This is a genomic window from Umezawaea sp. Da 62-37, assembly GCF_032460545.1.
Taxonomy (GTDB): domain Bacteria; phylum Actinomycetota; class Actinomycetes; order Mycobacteriales; family Pseudonocardiaceae; genus Umezawaea.
The window spans coordinates 11,705,737-11,725,208 of the sequence record NZ_CP135965.1; the positions used below are offsets into that span (position 1 = coordinate 11,705,737).

At 71.5% G+C, this 19,472-nt stretch carries 17 protein-coding genes; 10 read left to right on the top strand and 7 right to left on the bottom strand.

What is annotated here, in order from left to right; translation table 11 throughout:
• The first annotated feature begins 12 nt into the window (after positions 1-12).
• On the top strand, positions 13-699 hold the full coding sequence (locus RM788_RS52390) for a VOC family protein (protein WP_315929309.1): 687 nt from the start codon (positions 13-15) through the stop codon (positions 697-699).
• Positions 700-745: 46 nt separating this feature from the next.
• On the opposite strand, the gene RM788_RS52395 is transcribed toward RM788_RS52390, so the two are convergent.
• Complete coding sequence (locus RM788_RS52395) at positions 746-1,201, bottom strand: PPOX class F420-dependent oxidoreductase (RefSeq protein WP_315929310.1); 456 nt, start codon at positions 1,199-1,201, stop codon at positions 746-748.
• Positions 1,202-1,326: 125 nt separating this feature from the next.
• On the opposite strand from RM788_RS52395, the gene RM788_RS52400 reads away from it, so the two are divergent.
• Positions 1,327-2,823 carry a MerR family transcriptional regulator gene (locus RM788_RS52400; RefSeq protein WP_315929311.1) on the top strand — a complete coding sequence of 499 codons (1,497 nt, stop codon included), beginning with the start codon at positions 1,327-1,329 and terminating at the stop codon, positions 2,821-2,823.
• Positions 2,824-2,940: 117 nt separating this feature from the next.
• Positions 2,941-3,591, top strand: a complete 651-nt coding sequence (locus tag RM788_RS52405; protein WP_315929312.1) for a hypothetical protein — start codon at positions 2,941-2,943, stop codon at positions 3,589-3,591.
• A 1,494-nt stretch (positions 3,592-5,085) separates the two neighbouring features.
• Here the strand turns inward: RM788_RS52405 and RM788_RS52410 are convergent.
• Both RM788_RS52410 and RM788_RS52415 read right to left on the bottom strand, forming a co-directional pair.
• On the bottom strand, positions 5,086-5,913 hold the full coding sequence (locus RM788_RS52410) for an SCO6745 family protein (protein WP_315929313.1): 828 nt from the start codon (positions 5,911-5,913) through the stop codon (positions 5,086-5,088).
• 1,392 nt (positions 5,914-7,305) lie between these two features.
• Positions 7,306-8,388: a helix-turn-helix transcriptional regulator gene (locus RM788_RS52415; protein ID WP_315929314.1), complete on the bottom strand. Its 1,083-nt coding sequence runs from the start codon at positions 8,386-8,388 to the stop codon at positions 7,306-7,308.
• 330 nt (positions 8,389-8,718) lie between these two features.
• On the opposite strand from RM788_RS52415, the gene RM788_RS52420 reads away from it, so the two are divergent.
• Positions 8,719-9,117 carry a VOC family protein gene (locus RM788_RS52420; protein WP_315929315.1) on the top strand — a complete coding sequence of 133 codons (399 nt, stop codon included), beginning with the start codon at positions 8,719-8,721 and terminating at the stop codon, positions 9,115-9,117.
• Positions 9,118-9,441: 324 nt separating this feature from the next.
• Here the strand turns inward: RM788_RS52420 and ligD are convergent, their stop codons facing one another.
• The 4 genes from ligD to RM788_RS52440 all read right to left on the bottom strand — a co-directional run bounded on the left by ligD (position 9,442) and on the right by RM788_RS52440 (position 14,478).
• On the bottom strand, positions 9,442-10,371 hold the full coding sequence (gene ligD / locus RM788_RS52425; RefSeq protein ID WP_315929316.1) for a non-homologous end-joining DNA ligase: 930 nt from the start codon (positions 10,369-10,371) through the stop codon (positions 9,442-9,444).
• Between the two features lie 12 nt (positions 10,372-10,383).
• Positions 10,384-11,646: a DNA polymerase ligase N-terminal domain-containing protein gene (locus tag RM788_RS52430; RefSeq protein WP_315929317.1), complete on the bottom strand. Its 1,263-nt coding sequence runs from the start codon at positions 11,644-11,646 to the stop codon at positions 10,384-10,386.
• Positions 11,647-12,247: 601 nt separating this feature from the next.
• Entirely contained in the window at positions 12,248-12,994 is a 747-nt protein-coding gene (locus RM788_RS52435; protein WP_399342817.1) for a non-homologous end joining protein Ku, read from the bottom strand.
• Between the two features lie 1,028 nt (positions 12,995-14,022).
• Entirely contained in the window at positions 14,023-14,478 is a 456-nt protein-coding gene (locus RM788_RS52440) for a phosphotransferase (protein ID WP_315929319.1), read from the bottom strand.
• A gap of 596 nt (positions 14,479-15,074) precedes the next feature.
• Here RM788_RS52440 and RM788_RS52445 point away from each other — a divergent pair.
• The 6 genes from RM788_RS52445 (at position 15,075) to RM788_RS52470 (ending at position 19,468) form a co-directional block, all read left to right on the top strand.
• Positions 15,075-15,398: a hypothetical protein gene (locus RM788_RS52445; RefSeq protein ID WP_315929320.1), complete on the top strand. Its 324-nt coding sequence runs from the start codon at positions 15,075-15,077 to the stop codon at positions 15,396-15,398.
• A gap of 52 nt (positions 15,399-15,450) precedes the next feature.
• Positions 15,451-17,283 carry a hypothetical protein gene (locus RM788_RS52450; protein WP_315929321.1) on the top strand — a complete coding sequence of 611 codons (1,833 nt, stop codon included), beginning with the start codon at positions 15,451-15,453 and terminating at the stop codon, positions 17,281-17,283.
• Positions 17,283-17,771, top strand: a complete 489-nt coding sequence (locus RM788_RS52455; RefSeq protein ID WP_315929322.1) for a hypothetical protein — start codon at positions 17,283-17,285, stop codon at positions 17,769-17,771. Before RM788_RS52450 ends, RM788_RS52455 begins: the two co-directional genes overlap by 1 nt.
• Before the next feature lie 346 nt (positions 17,772-18,117).
• The gene (locus RM788_RS52460) at positions 18,118-18,642 is read left to right on the top strand and encodes an NUDIX domain-containing protein (RefSeq protein ID WP_315929323.1); all 525 of its coding nucleotides are present in this window, start codon (positions 18,118-18,120) and stop codon (positions 18,640-18,642) included.
• 144 nt (positions 18,643-18,786) lie between these two features.
• Entirely contained in the window at positions 18,787-19,125 is a 339-nt protein-coding gene (locus RM788_RS52465) for a DUF6247 family protein (RefSeq protein WP_315929324.1), read from the top strand.
• A 10-nt stretch (positions 19,126-19,135) separates the two neighbouring features.
• Entirely contained in the window at positions 19,136-19,468 is a 333-nt protein-coding gene (locus RM788_RS52470; RefSeq protein ID WP_315929325.1) for a DUF6247 family protein, read from the top strand.
• The last annotated feature ends 4 nt before the right edge of the window (positions 19,469-19,472 follow it).

Genomic DNA, 19,472 nt, shown 5'->3' on the forward strand with positions numbered 1-19,472 from the left:
AGGAACCACCAAGTGCTGCAGGCAAACCCGGCTCGCGGGCTGCGTCGGATCGAATTGACCACCGACGCTCCCGAAGCGACCGCGGACTTCTACGCCCAACTCCTAGGCTGGTCCGTCCTCGCCGAACCGGACGACGTGTTCGGCGGCTGGGTGGGCGACCGCCTCGCGGTGCACATCTCACCCGGCCACGACGGCTGGCGCCTGGTCTTCGGCGGCACACCCGCCCGCCCCCTGCACCACGGCGCCGCCGCGGACCGCGGTCGCGTCCTGCACGGCCCCTGGGCCCCGGAACCGCGCTCGGGCGAACCGTGCTGGGTCGAACTCTCCGCGGACGCCGACGCCGACGACCACTACGCCACCGAGTTGAACTGGCAGATCCGCGACGCGGACAGCGCCACCCTCTACGAAGCCGAACTGGACACCAGCCGCCGCCCCGTGGCCGGACGCCGCGAGATCGGGAACGACCTGCCACCAGGCTGGCTGGTCTACTTCTCCGTACCCGACGTCACCGCCGCCGCGGCGACCGCCGTCGAACTGGGCGGCTCGATCGTCATCGAACCGCACAACACCCCCACCGGCCTGGCAGCCGCCATCGCCGCCCCCGCGGGCGGCGTGGTCGGCATCCTCCAAGCCCCATCCGGATGGGGCGGCGCCCTGGCCACCACCACAACCGCCGGCAGCGCGGAATCCATGCCCTGAACCGAACCCGCGCCCGCGCGCGCCCCACACCCGCCCGCGCCCAGCCTCAAAGCTCCGGCGGAAACCCACCGGTGGCGATCGGCCCCCACCGCTCGATCGTGATGCGAATCAGACTTTTCCCCTGCCGCACCATCGCCTCCCGGTACTCATCCCAATCCGGATGTTCCCCCGCGATGCACCGGAAGTACTCCACCAACGGCTCCACCGCCCCCGGCAGATCCAACACCTCCGCCCTCCCGTCAACCTGCACGTAGGGCCCATCCCACTCATCGGAAACCACGCACATCGTCACCCGGTCATCACGCCGCGCATTACGCGCCTTCGCCCGCCTCGGGTAGGTCGCCACCACAACCCGCCCCGCAGCATCCACCCCACACGCCACAGGCGACACCTGCGGCCGCCCATCAGCACGCTGGGTGATCAGCAAACCACGATGACGCGGCCGCAAAAACCCAAGCAACTCTTCCCGCTCCACAACATCAGCAGTAGCGATCTTCGGCATACCCACCACCTTAAGCCGGTAGGACACAGGAGTCGCGACGTCCAAACCGGGCCCGTCTCCTCCGGACACGGTGACTGGGGGGTGGTTTTGACCTTCGACCAGGTTGAAACCCCACAATCCCCACCATGGACGACACCGCCGCCGCCGCCGATGCCATGGACGCCACCGCTGCCACCGCCAACACCGATGTTCCGGATGACACCGACGCCTCGGACGCCCCGGTTGGCCCGGATGCCCCTGGCGACTCCGACTCCGACGCTGACTCTGACTCCGGCTCCGGCTCCGCCGTTGGCGCTGGTGCTGGTGCCGGTGTGTTGGTGGGTATTGGTGTTTTTGCTCGTCGGGTGGGTGTGGCGCCGAGTGCTCTGCGGTTCTACGACGACGTCGCCGTGTTGCGTCCGGCCTTTGTGGACGTCACCACCGGGTACCGCTACTACGCCCCTGACCAGGAACCCCGTGCCACCCTGATCCGGCGTCTGCGTGAGGCCGGGGTGCCGCTCACGGACGTCTCGGTGGTCCTGGACGGTCCCCGCGAGCGGGCCCGCGCGGTCTTGGAGGAGCACGCCCGCAAGATCCGCGCCACCGCCGCGTCGGCCCAGGCGGCCCTCGCCGAGATCCTTCGGGACCTTTCCGGTGCCCGCCCGACCGTGGTGCGGCTCGGTGGTGCTGAACTGGCTGGTGCGGTGCGTCAGGTGTCCCCGGCGGTGGCGTCCGGACCCGCCCGTGGGGGGTTTCCGGTGTTGGGTTGTGTCCTGGTCGAACTCGACCGCCACGAGGTTCGTCTGGTCGCGACCAACCGTTACCGCTTGGCCGTGCGTGCCCTGTGCCCCGTCGATTTCGAGGGCGACCCGTGCCGTTTCCTGGTCGATGTCGCGGATCTCGTCTCCGCCGCCTCGTGGGCGGTGCGGTTGCCGGAGGTCACCATCACGGTCGATGGGAGCACGGTCCGTCTACACGGCGACGGCATCGGCCGTGTTCTGTCCGCTACCGATGGGAGCACCGTCCTTCTGTATGGCGACGGCGTCGATCATGTTCTGCCCGCCACCGGTGGTCCTACGCCCCGTCTACAGGGCGGCGGCATCAGCTGTGTCCTGCCCGACGCTGGCGGGGACACGACTCATCCGCATGCCGCGATCGCCGATGCCGATGGCGACCTGTCCGCGGTGGCCCGTGTCCTGCCGACCGTCGAGGGCGCGTTTCCCGATTATCGGTTGATGCTCGAGGGCCTGTCCGCGGCCCGGTACCGGGTCATCACCGACCGGTCCGCTTTGGGTACGGCCGTCACCGATCGTGCTGCTCCGTCTGCCGCTGTCGTCGACGGGTCCGTCCTGCACGGGGCTGTCGCCGACCTCAATGGGCCGCTCGTCCTGTGTACGGACGAACACGGTCTCACCCTTGATTCCTGCGGGACGACCATCACCCTGGCGGCGATCTGTGTCGGTGGGCCGGTGCGCATCGCTTTCGACCCGGTGGTGCTGCTGGCCGCGCTCGACGCCAGCGTGGGCCCCGATGTGCTGCTGGAGATCTCCTCGCCCTTCGAATCCGTGGTCGTCCGCTCGGCGGACCAGGGCGGTTTCACCACCCTGGTCATGCCGGTCCGTGACCCCCTCGACCCTCCGTGACCTCCCGTGCCCCCGGTGCCCTGCGTGACTCCCGCGACCCTCCGTGCCCCCCCGGTGCCCTCAACCCCCTGGGTGCCCCTCTGTGGCATCTCCCGCGACACCCAACTGATTGAGAGAATGGTTTCCGTGGACCCGGACAACCCCGTTATCAAGCTGTGTACCGAGGGAATGCGCGCCGAGACCGAAGGCCGCCCCGACGACGCCCGCGCCTTGTTCGAACAGGCGTGGGATGCCGCGGGTGATGATTACGAGGCGTGTGTCGCCGCGCATTACCTAGCCCGTCACCAACCCACCCCCGAGTTGACCCTGCACTGGAATCGGGTGTGCCTGACCCGCGCCGATCTGGTGGGTGATGGCCGGGTCAAGGGTTTCCGTACCTCGTTGCATCTGAACATGGCCAAGGCGCACCCCGACCCCGACCGGGCGCGTGAGCACTACACCCTGGCCGCGGCGCATCTGTCGGATGTGCCGCCGGGTCCGTATGCCGACGCCACGCGCATGTCCATCGCCGATGGCTTCCGCTCCACCGGCGTGACCGGTCCGCGACCCGTCGAGCCGCTGCTCGTGAACCTGTTCACCAGGCTCCGTGCCCTCGGCGATCTCAAGGCGTTGGCCCTGTTGTTGCCCGTCTATCTCACCGATCTGGGCACCGAGGAGGATCGCCTGCGTCTGCTCGCGGCGTTGGGCATGGTCCATGCCGCCCGTTGGCTGCCCGACGACGAGCAGGCGATCCTCGGCCAGGTCATCGGCGCGCTCACGCAGACCTGACCTGTGCCCCGCCCCCGGCCCCTGTACGACCCCCGGTTTTCCGTACGGGCCACGGGCCACGGGCCCATGGCCCATGTCCTGCCGTCCGGTTGTGTCGGCGGGCCTGTGCGGATTGGTTTCGACCCGGTGGTGTTGCCGGCGGTGTTCGAGGCGGGTGTCGGTGTCGGTCCCGACGTGCTGCTGGAGATCTCTTTCCGCTTCCCGGCTCCCGTATGGCCCGCGGCGGCGTACCTGTCGGATGTGCCGCCGGGTCCGTATGCCGATGCCACGCGCATGTCCATCGCCGATGGCTTCCGCGCCACCGGCGTGACCGGTCCACGACCCGTCGAGCCGCTGCTGGCCGAGTTGTTCGTCAGGCTCCGTGCCCGCGGTGACCTCAAAGCCCTGGCACTGTTGCTGCCCGCCTACCTCACCGATCTGGGTACCGGCGAGGACGGCCTGCGCCTGGCCATGGCGTTGGGCATGGTCCATGCCGCCCGTTGGCTCCCGGACGACGAGCAGCGCCTCCTCGGCCGGGCCATCGGCGCTCACGCAGGCCTGACCGGTGTGGTGGTGCGGCCCGGTCAGGCCGCACCACCACACCGGGAGGCCCACACCGGGAGGCCCACACCGGGAGGCCCACACCGGGAGGCCCACACCGGGAGGCCCACACCGGGAGGCCCACACCGGGAGGCCCACACCGGGAGGCCCACACCGGGAGGCCCACACCGGGAGGCCCACACCGGGAGGCCCACACCGGGAGGCCCACACCGGGAGGCCCACACCGGGAGGCCCACACCGGGAGGCCCACACCGGGAGGCCCACACCGGGAGGCCCACACCGGGAGGCCCACACCGGGAGGCCCACACCGGGAGGCCCACACCGGGAGGCCCACACCGGGAGGCCCACACCGGGAGGCCCACACCGGGAGGCCCACACCGGGAGGCCCACACCGGGAGGCCCACACCGGGAGGCCCACACCGGGAGGCCCACACCGGGAGGCCCACACCGGGAGGCCCACACCGGGAGGCCCACACCGGGAGGCCCACACCGGGAGGCCCACACCGGGAGGCCCACACCGGGAGGCCCGGTCCGGGAGACCCGGTCCGGGTAATGATGTGTCCTTCTGCCGTACCACCGGTCTGCAAACCCGGTCCGGGCGGCGATGCGCCTTTCCACTGCCTGGGAACCTGGACCGGGCGGGCGATGTGTCCTTCCACCGGTCCGCAAACCCAGGCGGGCAGAGCAATGTGTCCTTCTTCCGCACCACTGGTCCGCAAACCCGGAACCACCGGTCCGCAAACCCGGACCGGGTAACGATGTGCCCTTCTACTGCCCGCGAACCGGGGGCAGGCGGTGATGTGCCCTTCTGCCGCACCACGACCGGTCCGGGAACCTGGACCGGGCGACGATGTGCCTTTTGCTGCCCGGAAACCCACCCGCACACCACCACTGCTGGCACACCGGTACCGCCGGCGCACCGGTACCGCTGGCACACCACCACCGCCGGCACCGTCACTTCTTGAAGGGCAGCAACCCGGCTGCGACGATCGCGCGGCTCAACGGTCGTGCCAGTTCCACGTATCGTTCCCGTTCCGTCTGGTCCAGTACCGTGTACGGCCCTTCCGCCATCTCGTCGGTCCGACCTTCCACCCGTGCCCGCAATTCCAGGCCGGCCTCGGTCAGCACACCCTCACCGTCGACCAGTCTCCGCACGCGCAGTCCGTCCACCGCTGCCGACCACTCCTCGGTGGACCATCCCCGTGTCCGCCGCAACGCCTCGGCCGTGACCTCGCCGCTGCCGGAGTGCACGACCAGTGCTTCGATGCCGGAGAGTCCTTCCAGCAGCAGTGCGGCGAGGTGTCCGTCGCCGCGGTATTCGCGTAGCAGTGTCTGTGCCCACCACAGCGCGAGCAGTGGTTCCTCGGGCCAGGGCAGTGCCGCGTGTGCAGCGAACAGCGGCCGTCCCTGCGGTGTCTCGCACGCCTTCTCCGCGGCCCGCCGCGCGAGCGCGCCCAGTTCCCCGGTCTGTGTCACCAGGTCGCCCAGGCCGCGCCGCAATGCGGTGTCGGCGGCGTCCAGTCGGGCTGCCAGCAGCGCCTCGGGGGTGGTCTTCTCCCACGCCGCGGGGATGGCCCCGTGTACCAGTGTGGGGTTGAAGTTGTAGAAGGTGGCGATCACGACCTCGGCCGATACCGGTCCCAACGCGGCGGCGCGGGAGGCGAAGTATCCGGCGGTGCGGTCCAGTCCCAGGGCGGCGTAGCGCTGCTGGCCTTCGGGGACGAAGTAGATCATCCCGTGCAGGGGTTCCAGGATCCGCCACAGTTCCCGCGCGTTCGTCACCACGACACTCCTCCGCACTGGGGTACCGACCGGTTGGTACGGCGGTTGTCACGGTACCGGCCGCCCGGTCGGTCGGGGGAGTGGCGCCGTGCGTGACACCCCTCCGATCCCGCCGGTCGTGTTGCCCCTCCGGGTGTGGATCGTGGTCCACCCGCCCCACCCGCCCCGGTTCCTGTCCGCCTCACCCCGCCTCACCCCGCCTCACCCCGCCTCACCCCGCCGCGCCGCGCCGCGTCCTGCCCTGTCGCGTCCCGTCCTGCGGTGTAGCGGTTTGGCCCGGTTCCCGCCGGCCCGGTTCCGGGTTTCGTCTTCGAAGGTCTGTGCGGTTCCGTTTTTCGGGTTGTTCACGCGTAACGCCCCACCAGTCCGGCCCCCAGTCATGCCGGTTCCGCCCGTACCGATTCCGGCCCCGTCACCTCCACCAGCGCCCCCACCCCGCCAGTGGTTGTGCCACCCCCAACGCCGTGTGCGCGGCGACCCGCACTCGAACCCACCCGTCCGTGGTCTCCCACCCCTCCGCCCGGTCCCGCGTCGATTCCGTTGCACCGCTTCCAGTGCCGCGTACCGGCCCACCTGCCGGGCGTCTGCTCGTCGGCGGATCGACAGACCGGCCGTCCCCGTCGCCAACCGGCCAGCGCGGGGCCGGGGGTGTGGCTCACGCGTAACGCCCGACCGGCTCCGCCCCCGACCGCGCCGTCTGCCCTCACCGATCGTGGCTCCCGCACCTGCACCGGTGCGCCCCATCCCGCCGACGGCTGCGCCACCCCCGACGTGGTGTGCGCGGCCACCCGGGCCCGACCCGCTTGTCGGCGTGCTCCAGCACCCGGCGGTGTCGTCAGAGCCGGGATCGCGGCACGGGCGGCGGCCCGGTGGGCAGTGTCACGATCGCCGTCACCGACGACCGCCGCCCTTCCACCTCGTCCACGACCCGTTCCCACGCCCCTGTCGTTTCCGGTGCGGGTACGTGGGTCGCCTCGTCCGCGCGGTCCGGCACCCCCCGGATGCCGTGTCCACGGCCGGTTCCGTGCTACGTGGCCGGGTTCTGCACGGACGCCTCCGGCGACCGGTCCTTCGTGGACTCCGCCGTGCCCGCCCCTTTCCCGCTCGACGGCCCGCGCCCCCGCGCCCCTGCGCTCGCGCCCTCGCGCTCACGTCCTCTGTGGCTGCATGGCCCTATGGCCGCGTGGTCTTATGGGTTGTGGGTTGGTTGTGTGGGTAGTGGTATCGCCCTCTCATACATCCCGGTGTGGAGGTCTTCGCCGTGGGTGGCCCTGGTCAGGACGTCTCCGGCCAGGAATACGAGGTCTTCGGCACGTCGGCAGGTGTCGATCTCGGTCCAGGACACGGGTGTGGACGCGGTCGAAGGTCTGTGCGGGTCCCCTTTTCGGTTGTTCAGGCGTAGCGCCCGACCAACTCCGCCCCCAGCCGTGCCAATTCCGCCCGCACCGACTGCGGCTCCTCCACCTCCACCAGCGCGCCCCACCCCGCCAACGGCTGCGCCACCCCCAGCGCGGTGTGCGCGGCGACCCGTACCCGGACCCGCCCGTCCGTGTGCTCCAGTACCTCGCAGTGTCGCCCGAACTGGGACCGCAGCACCGGCAGTAGCGCGGCGGGCAGTGTCACCACCGCCGTCACCGACGACCGCCGCCCCTCCATCTCGCCCACGACCCGTTCCCACGCCTGCGTCAACTCGAAGTCGTCGGGACGCCGCGCGGGGGTGTCCAGCACGACCGCGTCCACCATGCGGTCCACCCGGAATGTCCGTTGCCCGCTGTCCGTCCCGGCCACCAGGTACCAGACCCCGCCCTTCTCCACCAACCCCCACGGGTCCACCTCCCGCGTGGTCACTTCCCATGCGGTCATCTCCCATGCGGTCATCTCCCGTGTGGCCACTTCCGGCGTGGCCACTTCCGGCGTGGTCGCCTCCCGTGTGGTCACCTCGGGCGTGGTGGTCTCCTGGGAGGGCATCTCCTGTGTGGTGGTGTTCTTTCCCCGACTCGGGTACCCGAACCGCACCCGTACCCGCCGCACCACGGCCGTCTTCAACCGCTCCACCACCTCCTCCGGTCGCCCCCACCCCGACCCGCCGCCGCCCCATCCGGTCGGGTCGACCACCACGGCCCGCGCGGCTGCTTCGGCGTCCGCCCGGAATGTTTCCGGTAGCGCCCTCACCAACTTCCGCAACGCCGACTTCACCGCGGGCGACACCGCCGCCGCGGGCCCCGCCAGCACGAACAACGCTTGCGCCTCGGACGCCGTCAGCCCGCTCAGATCCGTCCGTGCCCCACCCACCAACGACCACCCACCGCCCCGCCCCGGCTGTGGGTACACCGGCACCCCCGCGGTCGACAGCGCCTCGAGGTCCCGTCGCGCCGTGGCCACCGACACCTCCAACTCGGTCGCCAGTTCGGCCGCGGTCACCCGCCCGTGGGCCTGCATCAGCAACAGGGTGGCGACAAGCCGATCAGCTCTCATGCCCGGAAGTCTCCCGGTGAAAGTGCTCATTCGGTGAGCACTTTCACCCACCATCATGGAGCCACCACCCGGAACCGTCGGGAGTCACCACCGGGGGAGCCACCGGGTGCGTCCACCAGGAGCCATCACAGGGGACGACCACCGAGGGTGTCACGGGGGGAGTCGTTGGGGGGCCTCGGGAAACCGTCACCAAGAACCGTCACCGGGAACCGTCGGGAACCACCGGAAGTCACCACCGGGAGCCATTCTCCAGGGGATTGTCGCCGGGGACGGTGAGAACAGCCGGGCGACCGCCTGAGCCTGCCGGGTATTGATCGATTGGAGCTTTTCGTGTTGCGTGGTCTGACCACCGTGTCCTATTTCGCCGCTGATCTGGACGCGGCCACCCGCTGGTACACCGACCTCCTCGGCATCGAGCCCTACTACGTCGTGGAGGGCGGTTACGTCGAATTCCGCATCGGCGACTACCAACACGAGTTGGGCATCGTGAACAGCAAGTACGCCCCCCACACCCCCACCGGTGGTGCGGTCGTCTACTGGGCCGTGGACGACGTCGACACCACCCTCGCCCGCCTCGTCGGACTGGGCGCCGAAATCCACGAGCGCCCCGAGGACCGGGGTGGCGCGGGCTACATCACCGCCACCGTCCACGATCCCTTCGGCAACATCCTCGGCATCATGGCCAACCCGCACTACCACGAAGTCCTCACCTCGATGAAGCAGACCTGACCCCACAACCACACCCGCCACCCCCGATCCCACCGCCGCCCGTAGAACCAGCTCCGACGGCATTCGGCCCTGAGTTGTCGGACCCCGGCCGGCGACGTTGCCATCTGTGCCGGCCGAGAAGCAGCTGTCAGAGGGCTTGGCCCGACTATTGGGGCCCGATCAGCGGTGCGCCGCTCGCGCAGCCGCAGCGTTCCGCCGTACGGCCTCGTCAAAAGTGCGTTCGACCGGGTGTCGGGCTACGTCTTGCCGCTGGGTTGGCGGATCGTCTGCAGTGCGGTGTTCGCCTCCGTCCACGTCGGCTCCACGGTTTCGTGGCTGTGGCCCTCATGGGTTGTTGGTTGGTTGTGTGGGTAGTGCTATCGCCCTCTCATGCATTCCGGTGTGGAGGTCTTCGCTGTGGGTGGCCCTGGTCAGGACGTCTCCGGCCAGGAATACCAGGTCTCCGGCCCGCCGGCAGGTCTGCACTTCGGTCCAGGTCACGGGTGTGGACACGGTCGGTCGTGGTCGGGCTCGCAGGGAGTAGGGGGCGATGGTGGTCCTGTCGGGGTGGTTGGGTGTCCAGTCGATGAGGACTTTCCCGCGTCGTGTGGTCTTGGCGGTGGTGGACACCACCAACCCTGGGTGCCGCGTGGCCAACCGCTGCGCCACGTCCTTCGCGTACCGCGCGGTCTGTCCGGGTGTGGTCGCCCCGACCGGGGCATGAAGCTGTATCCCGGTGGCACCGTCGGTTTTGGCGTAGACGGTCATGCCGTCGTGTTCCAGTTCGGTTCGTACCAGCAGCGTGACCCGGCAGCATTCGACCACCGTGGCCGGGGTCCCAGGGGTCAGGTCGAATACCAGCAGGTCGGGGGAGTGCCACCGACTGTGCAGGTCGAGGGCCCGGTGTGGGATGTGCAGTTCCAGGGCGGTGAGGTTGGCCATCCACACCAACGTCGGCAGGTCCAGCACGAGCACGGAGTCCGCGTACTCCTCGCCACGCACACTCCCCGGTGTCGCGGCGCGTATGACGTGTACCCAGTCGGGGGCGTGTCGGGGGACGTTCCTCTCGTGGAAGCAGGGCCCGTCCACCCCGTCGGGGTACCGGCGCAGCGTCACGGGGCGCCCGGCGAGGTGGGGGAGCAGGACGGGGGCGATGCGGGTGTAGTAGTCGATGACCTCGGCCTTGGTGAATCCGTGTTCGGGGAAGAGGACCTTGTCCAGGTTCGTCAGCCGCAGCACCCGCCCGTCGATCCGTACCGTCGCCGTCTCACCCACCCGGTACTTCCGTCACTCACCCGCGTCGGCGTCAAGATCGCTACCCGCTCCGACTCCGGTACCGCCGTCACTCACCGCACTTCCACCGGCACCGGCGTCCTCACCGTCACCCGCACCCGTACTCCCACCGACGTCCTCACCGGTGCTGGGTTCGGGTTCGGCGGGGGCCAGGATCCAGTCGGGGGATCGGGTGCCGGGGGAGTAGGGGGAGTCCGACCGTTTGGCCAGCACCCCTGGTATCCCCTGTCCGCGTGCGGTGGTGGCCACCGCGTCCCCGTCGTCGGGGAACGAGGGTGGTGTCGACCAGTGCCGACCGGTCAACCCCAACCCCTCCACCAACCCCCGCCGCCGCGTGTAGGGCAGTCCCAGCATCGAGTGGCCCTCCAGGTGCAGCACGTCCACCACCAACAGGGTCACCGGCGAGGTGCCCACCAGTCTCCGTGCCCGCCCGGCCGAGACCACCCCCACCCGCCGCTCCAACGCCTCCGCGTTGGGCCGTCCTCCGGCGAAGGCGACCACGACCCCGTCCAGCACGGCCTGGGTCATCCCCAACCGTGCCCCGACCCCCTGCAACTCCGGGTAGGTCGCGGTGACGTCCCGGCCGGCCCCGGTCGTGAGGGTCACCCGCCCGCCCTCGACCCGCGCCAGCACCCGGACCCCGTCCCACGCGAACTCGTAGGACCACCCCGCCTCCTGAGAGGGCAGGGGCCCGGTCGTGGGCAGCATCGGCGTCAGGCCCTGCGGCAGCGGTATCCAGTCCGGTCGCACCGCCGCATGTCGTCGCCGCACCATCCAGTCCTTCCCCCCGGACCCCGTGCCCGGGGTCCTGTCGCGGCGGAAGAACACGAACTCGCCCCGCACACGCTCCCCGTGCAGGACGACGTGCACCTCGTGGTCGTCCCATTTCACGGTGTCGTAGCGGCCGCGGTCCCAGAGGAACATCTCCCCTCCGCCGTACTCGCCCCGGGGGATCGTCCCGGTGAAGGCGGCGTATTCCAGGGGGTGGTCCTCGGTGTGCACGGCCAACCGGATCGTCCCGGGTTCGGGTGGCAGTCCTTTGGGGACCGCCCACGACACCAGGACCCCGCCGCGTTCCAACCGCACGTCCCAGTGCAGTGACGAGGCGTGGTGTTCCTGGATCACGAACGTGTCGTCCCGCCCGCGGGGAAGCACCCCGGCATCGGCCACCCCAGGGTCCGTCCCGGTGGGGTCGGGCACGGGTTCGGGGGTGCGCTGGGGATCCCGCTTGCGCCGGTACTCCGACAGATCCGCCATCAGAGGAAACCGCCCTTCCGCCCCTTGCCCCACGACTCCTCCGCCACGAACGGCACCACATCCCGGCTTCCGCCGTGACCAGTCGCCCGACCACGTCGCGGTGGCCATCGGTGAAGCCGTCTCCCTCGAACATCCCCACCATGCACCCTGCCAACGACGCCGTCATCCGCGGCGCCCGCGCCCACCCGCCCAAAAGTCGGTTTCAGGCGTCGATCCCGTCGGACCACAGCACAGTGCGCGACACCAGCACCGCCACGACACCCCCTGCGGCCACACCGCGCCCCTGCCTGGGACAAGACGGCAGGACCCCCGGAAGCGGATCGGCCCGATCCGCCCACCCGGCACGGACTCCGACATCCGAACCGACCGACCCGCCCCAATTAGCGCCCACCTGAGGCCTCCCGCTGTCGGGCACCATCCGCCTTGCCACCCACACCGTCGACCGCCCCCCGTACCCCGCGGTGGTCCCGGCGAACACGACTTCTCCCTTGCCGCGCTGGGCACACACGCCTGTACGTGACGCGCCCACCGCCCTCGCGGTGCGCCCGACCCCACCGGAAGCGGTGTCCTCCGCGGTCGGAAGTGCCCACACACCGCCAGCTCACCGCCCGTGACCGGCCCGAAGGGGATCGTGCCGCGCCGGATGACCCCCATGCCCGACTTGCCACCCCGCGACCACAGGCAGCGCACCCCCACACCACCCACACGAACTAACGTGCCGGTGGTGTCCCTCCCCCTCCCGTACCCGCTCCAGGCTCCGCTGCAACGCCACCACCAGATCCACCGCACCGGTCTGCTCGGCGACCCGCGCGGCCGGGATCACCGCCCCCGAGCTCTTCGCGCGGATGACCGCTTCCAAAGCGTCGCGGTAGTCGTCGGTGAACGCCGCGTGATCGAACCGGGCGGTCATCGAGTCCACCAACGCCAACGCCATCCGCGTCTCCCGCGCCCCCACGGTCACCTCCGGCAACTCGAACCCCGGATCGCGCACCTCGTCGGGCCACAACAGGGTGTGCAGCACCAGCAGATCCCCCCGCGGCCGCACCACCGCCAACGTCTCCCGCCGGCGCAGGGTGATCTTCACGACCGCCATCCGCCACGACCGCTCCAACGCCTCCCGCAACAGCGCGTACGAGGGCACCGCGACCTCGTCGGGGCGCAGGAAGTAGCTGCGGTGCAGGAAGATCGGATCGATCTGCTCCGCGGAGACGAACTCCACCACGTCGATCACGTGATCCGAGGACGAGGGCAACCCCTCGAAGTCCTCCGGCTCCACGACCACCACCCGCCCGTCGTCGAGCCGGTACCCCTTGGCCATCGCCTCGGCGAGGACTTCCTCCTCGCACACCGAGCACACCCGCCGGTGCCGGACCTGCCCGCCGTCGGCCCGGTGCACCTGGGTGGAATCGGAACCCGTGTTCCTCGGTCGCCCCGAACACCCTCACCGGGATCGACACCAGCCCGAACGAGATCGCCCCACGCCACAACGCCCTCGCATACCCTCCAGGGAACACCCGCCGAACGCCCGTGCGAACCCCCGTCACCCGCACGCACCAGCACCGGACACCCACCCACCCCGCACTCGGTGGTCCCGCCGGCCGTCGCCCGGCCGTGCCGCACGCGCGCCGCAGCCTCGTGGCCGGTCCCGGCTCCCCACCCACCCACCCACCCACCCACGCCGGGTACCCCGACAACGCCACGATCGCCGACGTCGACGTCCGGTCCCGCTGACCGCGCTGACAACCCCGCGATCGCCAGCCCCCGCGCGGAGTGCGGGACACCGATGTGCCGTTGTCGCGGGGGAGGGGCCGCCAAGGGCGGGGCGGGTGGGTCACGGATTCGTGGTCCATCCCGTCGCCCCTCCGGCCCGCAGCCCCGAGGATGCCCCCACACCCCGCGCGGCGTCCGCACCGGGGGGGGGGCCCTGTCGAGCCGCCACCCAACCCGGCCCCCGTCGCGTCCCAGACGACGCCTCGACACCGTCGACGTCCAAGCCGCCCAGGCGATCGCCGCGCGGGGCACGACCCCACCACGCCCAAACACCGTCGACCTCGACGCCGCGCCCGAAACCACCCGGCAGAAGCTCCCCAAGCACCCGCTACACCGGCCCCGCGCCCGCCGACCGCCCACGACACCGAACTCCCCGCATGCCCTCGCGGCCCCCTGCGACACCGCCCGAGGCCCCACGACTCCCCAGGGGCGGCAGACACCTGCCCACAGATCCACCCGGCGGCCCACCGAACGGTTCCCCGCCGAGGATTTCCTGCCATGCCGCCACCACCGCCAGGCCGACACCCGCCGCCGGTTCCCTCGACCCGCGGCCGGTCTCCCATCCCGCCGCCGGTTCCCCCCACCCCAGGCGGTCCCTCTACCGGGTCACCGTCCCCACCGTCTCCCCAACCACTCCAACGCCGTCCCCGCCAACCGGACCTTGGCCTCCCGAATGACCGCCAACCGCGGATCGGTGATCGTCAACGCCCCCGCCACGCAGAACCCCGCGTGCGCCGCCAACACCGCGTCCACCGACCGCGCCGGCACCCCCGCCGTCGACGGATGCCCCGCCACCACCCGATCCCCGTCGACACCATCCACAGAGGACAGCAACATCACCGGGTCCACGAACCGCGCACCCCGCCGCGCGTGCGGCCAGTCCACGACCACCACCCGATCGGCCCCCACCACCACGTTGTGCGCGAACAGATCGAAATGCACCAGCACATCCCCCCGCGCCACCTCCACCGCCTCCTGCTCCAACCCGATCAACACCCCCACCCGCTCCGCCGCCCACGGGAACGCCTCCTCCAGCCCCGGATGCCCGGCCACCCCACCCACCCGCCCAACCGCGGATGATCGGCGGGCAGATCCACCGGCACCGCCACCCCGCCCAACACCCCGCCGCCCGCCTCTCGACGTACTCGAACACCAGGACCACCCAGTCCCCGTCGTCGAAGGACCCCGCCAACCGCGGCGCGGGCACCCCCGCGGGCAACACCCCCATCACCCGCACCTCCGCCCGATACGCCCCCACCTCGCCGGGCCACGCCCGCCCGCTGATCGCCTTCACGAACACCCGCCCACCACCGGCCAACCTCAACCGCGACGCCAGACCGGGGGAGAAACCACCCCGACACCCCCGCGCGGCCACCACCCGGTCACCCGCGATCCGCTCGACCTCCCCCCGCACCGCACCGCACCCGGCACCCCCTCCCAGGACAACCTCCGTCCACCCGACACCGTCACAGCCCACCTCACGATCGACACCGGACCACACACAAAAAGTAAGGGGGGGTAACGCCATGGGGGAGCGGGGAAACCCGCGACACACCCCGACGCGGACACGGCCGCACGGGCCCGCCGCAATAAAGTCCGCACCCACGGACCCGCACACCCCACGGACTTCCAGACCCACCGACCCACGGAGGCACCAGGTGAGCACACGTGCCCGGGCCGAGGACCCCGACCCGCACACCGGACGCCGCCACCGCGCCGGCAGCGACGACCTACCCCTCTACCGCCAACTCGTCCGCACCGAGGGCCGCCTGCGCCCCGACCAGATCGACGCCCTCACCCGCCTGTCCCGCGACCTCATGGCCGACCGCCACACCAAAAGCGAACGCATCACCCCCAACACCCTCGTCCGACTCGCCGTGGACCTCCTACTCGCCCACACCGACACCCTGCACGGCGACACCGAGGACCAACTCCGCCGCTCCCTGATCCCCGAACCCGACACGGACCCCCACCCCCGATAGACTCACCCACTCTGTAAGTTGCCTGCTCAAACCCCTCTTGGAACGGTGTAGCGTGCCCCCCACGAGTACCGCCGCGGACATCGGAATCGACTCCGACGCACACCACCTGGTGTACGCCGCCGACGCGGCCGTACTGGCCGCCGCCACCGACATCCGCCGCGCCATCCAGTACGGCCACTGGGTCGGCCCCTGGGACGACACGATCGACACGCTGCGCCGCGCCGCCCACACCCTGCGACAACTCCAAGCCCTCGGCCCCCCCACCACCGCCGACGCGGCCCCGTGCCACTGGTGCGGCCGCCCCACCACCGAGACCCCCGGCCACCGCTCCTGCCACGCCCGCGCCTGGCACCCCACCCCCACGGCCGCCACCCCCACGGCCGCACCGGCACCACCGGCGACCCCGGTCGACGCGGCACCTACCACGCCCCCGCCCACGGCGCGCGCGACCCCGACCGACACACCGCCGACTCCGCCGAGGACTCCGGCCGATGTGTCCTCGGCGACCACGGACCCGGCCGCACCGGCACCCGCGGCCGCGGCACCCGCGACCATGGTCGCCCCGCCACCGCCCGCCCCGTCGCCGCCCACCGACGCGGCGGTGGCCTCGCCCCCAACCGCGGCGCCGCCCCCCGCCCCGTCACCGGCCACCACACCGCCGCTCCAAGCCGACGCGTCATCGCCGCCTCCCGACCCGACCGCCCCCGCCCCCGCGCCCCGTGCGACGGTCCGTCGCCCGCCGGTCCGCACGTTCTTCCAGGACGCCGCCACCGAACGCGCCGACTTCACCCGCGCCGTCCGCCGCATCACCGCCCGCGACCACACCCCCCCACCCTCCGACACCCTGATCACCGCCGCCCTGCACGCCTGGCACACCGCCGTCACCGCCAAGGACGAGCCCTGCCGGTTCGTCAGCTCCTCCGGTCACACCGGTGTCTCGGCCTACCACTGGCTCATGACCATGCACGGCGCCATGACCAAACCCACCGCCCTGCGATCCGAGCGCGTCGAGGAACTCTCCCGCCGCGACCGCACCCTCATCCGCTCCCTGTCCTTCGTCGACCCCGACACCACCCCGGTCGTGGGCCAGGTCATCACCGAGGTCGACGTCAACGCCCAATACCTCGCCGCCGCCCGCAGCGTCGACCTCGGCGACGGGGAACCCGTCGAACTCGACCACGTCGACCCCGCCGACCTGCCCGCCCTGCTCAAACGCCCCGGCTACCTCCGCCTGGCCACCACCCCCGACCTCACCAACGCTCCCGCCCACCTCCGCCACGCCCTCCCACGCCTGGTCGTCGGCGCCTGGCTGCCCACCCCGATCGCCGCCTACCTGCACCGCGACCACAACATCGGCCTCGACATCGCCGGCGCGATCACCTGGCCCGCCTCCGGCCGCCGCCTCTCGGTCTGGTGCGAGATGTTCGCCAACGGCCGCGCCACCCTCACCGCCACCGCCGACACCGACCCCGCCGCGGCCCTCGCGTTGAGGGTCGTCAAGGACGTCTACACCCGCTACCTCGGCGGTTACCTGCGCAGCAAGACCCACAACCGCGGCCCGACCTGCCGCACCGACTGGCACGACATGCTCGTCGCCCAGGGCGTCGCCAACGCCGCCCGCGCCATCGACAAAACCGTCACCACCGACGGCACCACCGTCCTGGGCTCTCTCAAGGACGCCTACTGGCTGCTCGCCGACACCCCCACCCACCCCACCGTCCTCACCTTCAGCCCGCAGCCGGGCAAGTGGAAACGCAACCGCGTCGCCCCCGTCACCCCCGCCGTCATCGACGCCCACCGCACCGGCCGCGTCGGCCTGCTCCGCCAGGCCATCACCGCCTCCGACACCGCCGCTTCCGACACCGCCGCCGAGGACACCCCCTGATGCAGTTCGCCGAAGTCGTCGACACCCTCGCCCTCAACGCCCACATCACCCACGCCCAACACGCCATCCGCGCCGAACACGGCAAAACCGCCTCCCGCTGGCTCGCCGCCCAGGCCGGCATCAGCCAACGCACCGCCCGCCGCTGGCTCTCGACCGACCTCCCGCGCTCCCGCACCGACACCGTCGCCCGCCTCGCCAACCGACTGTTCACCGCGGCCCAACGCCTGCGCACCGCCCACTCCATCGACTTCGGCGCCGTCGCCGTCACCTACGACGGCCACCACGAAGGCACCCGCCACATCGGCCCCGTCCCCGTCGACCCCGCCCTCGCCCACGACCTGCACACCGTCGCCACCCACCTCGAAACCGGCTCCCTGGCCGCGGCCGCCGACGCCCTGAGCGTCGCCGCCCTCGCCGCCTACTCACCCGGCCTGGAAGACACCCTCGCCGTGGACCAGTACGACCACGGCATCGACATCACCCCCTGACCCCCGGCCCCGGACAAGCCCACGACAACACCCGCCGTCACGACCCGGCAACGACCACCCCGCCCCCCGGTACCACGACACCACCGGCGCACGACACGCGGACACCCCCGCAGCCTGCGGACAGGGCATACCGGCTGCGGGCACGGCGATTCCGACACTGATAGGGGAGCGCCGCACCGGCAGGTGAGCGCGGCACGACCCCGAGAAAACCACCGGCACCAGCCCGGTCGTGGCGCCTGCATACCGCCGGACACCCCGAACACCGCCTTCACGCGGCACACCCACTGCCACGACGACGCCGTCCACCGAAGACCCCGGCGAGGATGGATGGGTAACGTCGCCGCGCATGCCCCAGGACTGGCTACCGCCCACCCAGTACTACGCGACGCTGCCCAAGCAGATCGCCGGCGCGGGCGTCATCTTCCGCGACGCCCACGACCGCGTCCTGATCGTCGAGACCACCTACGGCGCCAAAACCTGGGAGATCCCCGGCGGCGCACTCGAGGAGGGCGAGTCCCCGCTGGCGGGTGCGCGCCGCGAGGTCAGGGAGGAACTCGGGCTGGATCTGCAGCCCGGCCGACTACTGGCCGTGGACTGGGTCCCACCACGGCCCGACGGGCGCCCCGCCCTGACCAACCACCTGTTCGACGGCGGTGTCCTCGACGAAAAGCAGGTCGCCTCACTGCGCCTGGCCGACGGCGAGCTGACACGCTTCACGTTCGCCACCCGCGACGAGACCGCGGCTTTGCTCCGGCCACACCTCGCACGGCGCGTCGCGGTGTGCCTGGACGTCGTGCACACCGGCCGGACCGCGTACCTGAAGAACGGGGTCGATCCAACAGGCACGCCGACGTCTCCTGACTGCGCCTGATCCCACCACGGCCTCCTGCACATTTCGGGTGGTGGCCGCCAATACGCTCGCCCGATGACAGAGGGCGGCGTGGTCGTACGGGCGGACGGGCCTGACCGAGTTCGGTCGATCGCGCGGCCGCGGTTCCGGACTACGCTGAGCGCCATGACCGCAGCCGGCGCGCACGACCCGGCCCCGGAGGTCGCCAAGACCCCCGAGGCGATCCGCGCCGCGCTGCTGCCCGAGGAACGCGCCCAGTTCGACGAGAGCTGCCGGTGGGCGGTGGGCCACGCCGCCGCGGAACAGAGCCTCGCGCCCGTGCACGAGGTGCTCGACCAGTGGCACCTGATCGCTCGTGTGACCAGGCACGACCCGGCCGCGCACCGCAGGATGCTGGAACGCATCGCCGAGACCATCCGCACCGGCGAGGTCTCCGGTCGCGTTAGGACCTGGGATGAGATCCAGGCCGGGCGCGGAGCGGGTCGTATGCCCGAACGGCGCTAGGCTGTACGGCGTGACCGCAGCAGCGCCCAACCCTCGGCACGGCCGAGCCGGACCGTCGTTCGCCGACGCGTCCCCGGCCCAGGTGCGCGCCGCGCTGATCCCCGAGGAAGCCGCCGAGTTCGACGTGGCGTGGCGCGAGGTCATGGCCACCGCCACCGAGACGCTGGACCTCACCGAGGTGTTCGCGACCCTGGAGTCCTGGCGCCGCGTCGCGCGCCTCACGGCCGCGGCCGGAGCCCAGGCCCACCGCGCGATGTACCACCGGGCCGCGTCCGCGCTGACCGGCCGGCCGGTTCCCGCCGACGAGCCGCTGCCCGAGCTCAAGGCCCGGTTGGGCCTGTAGCTCC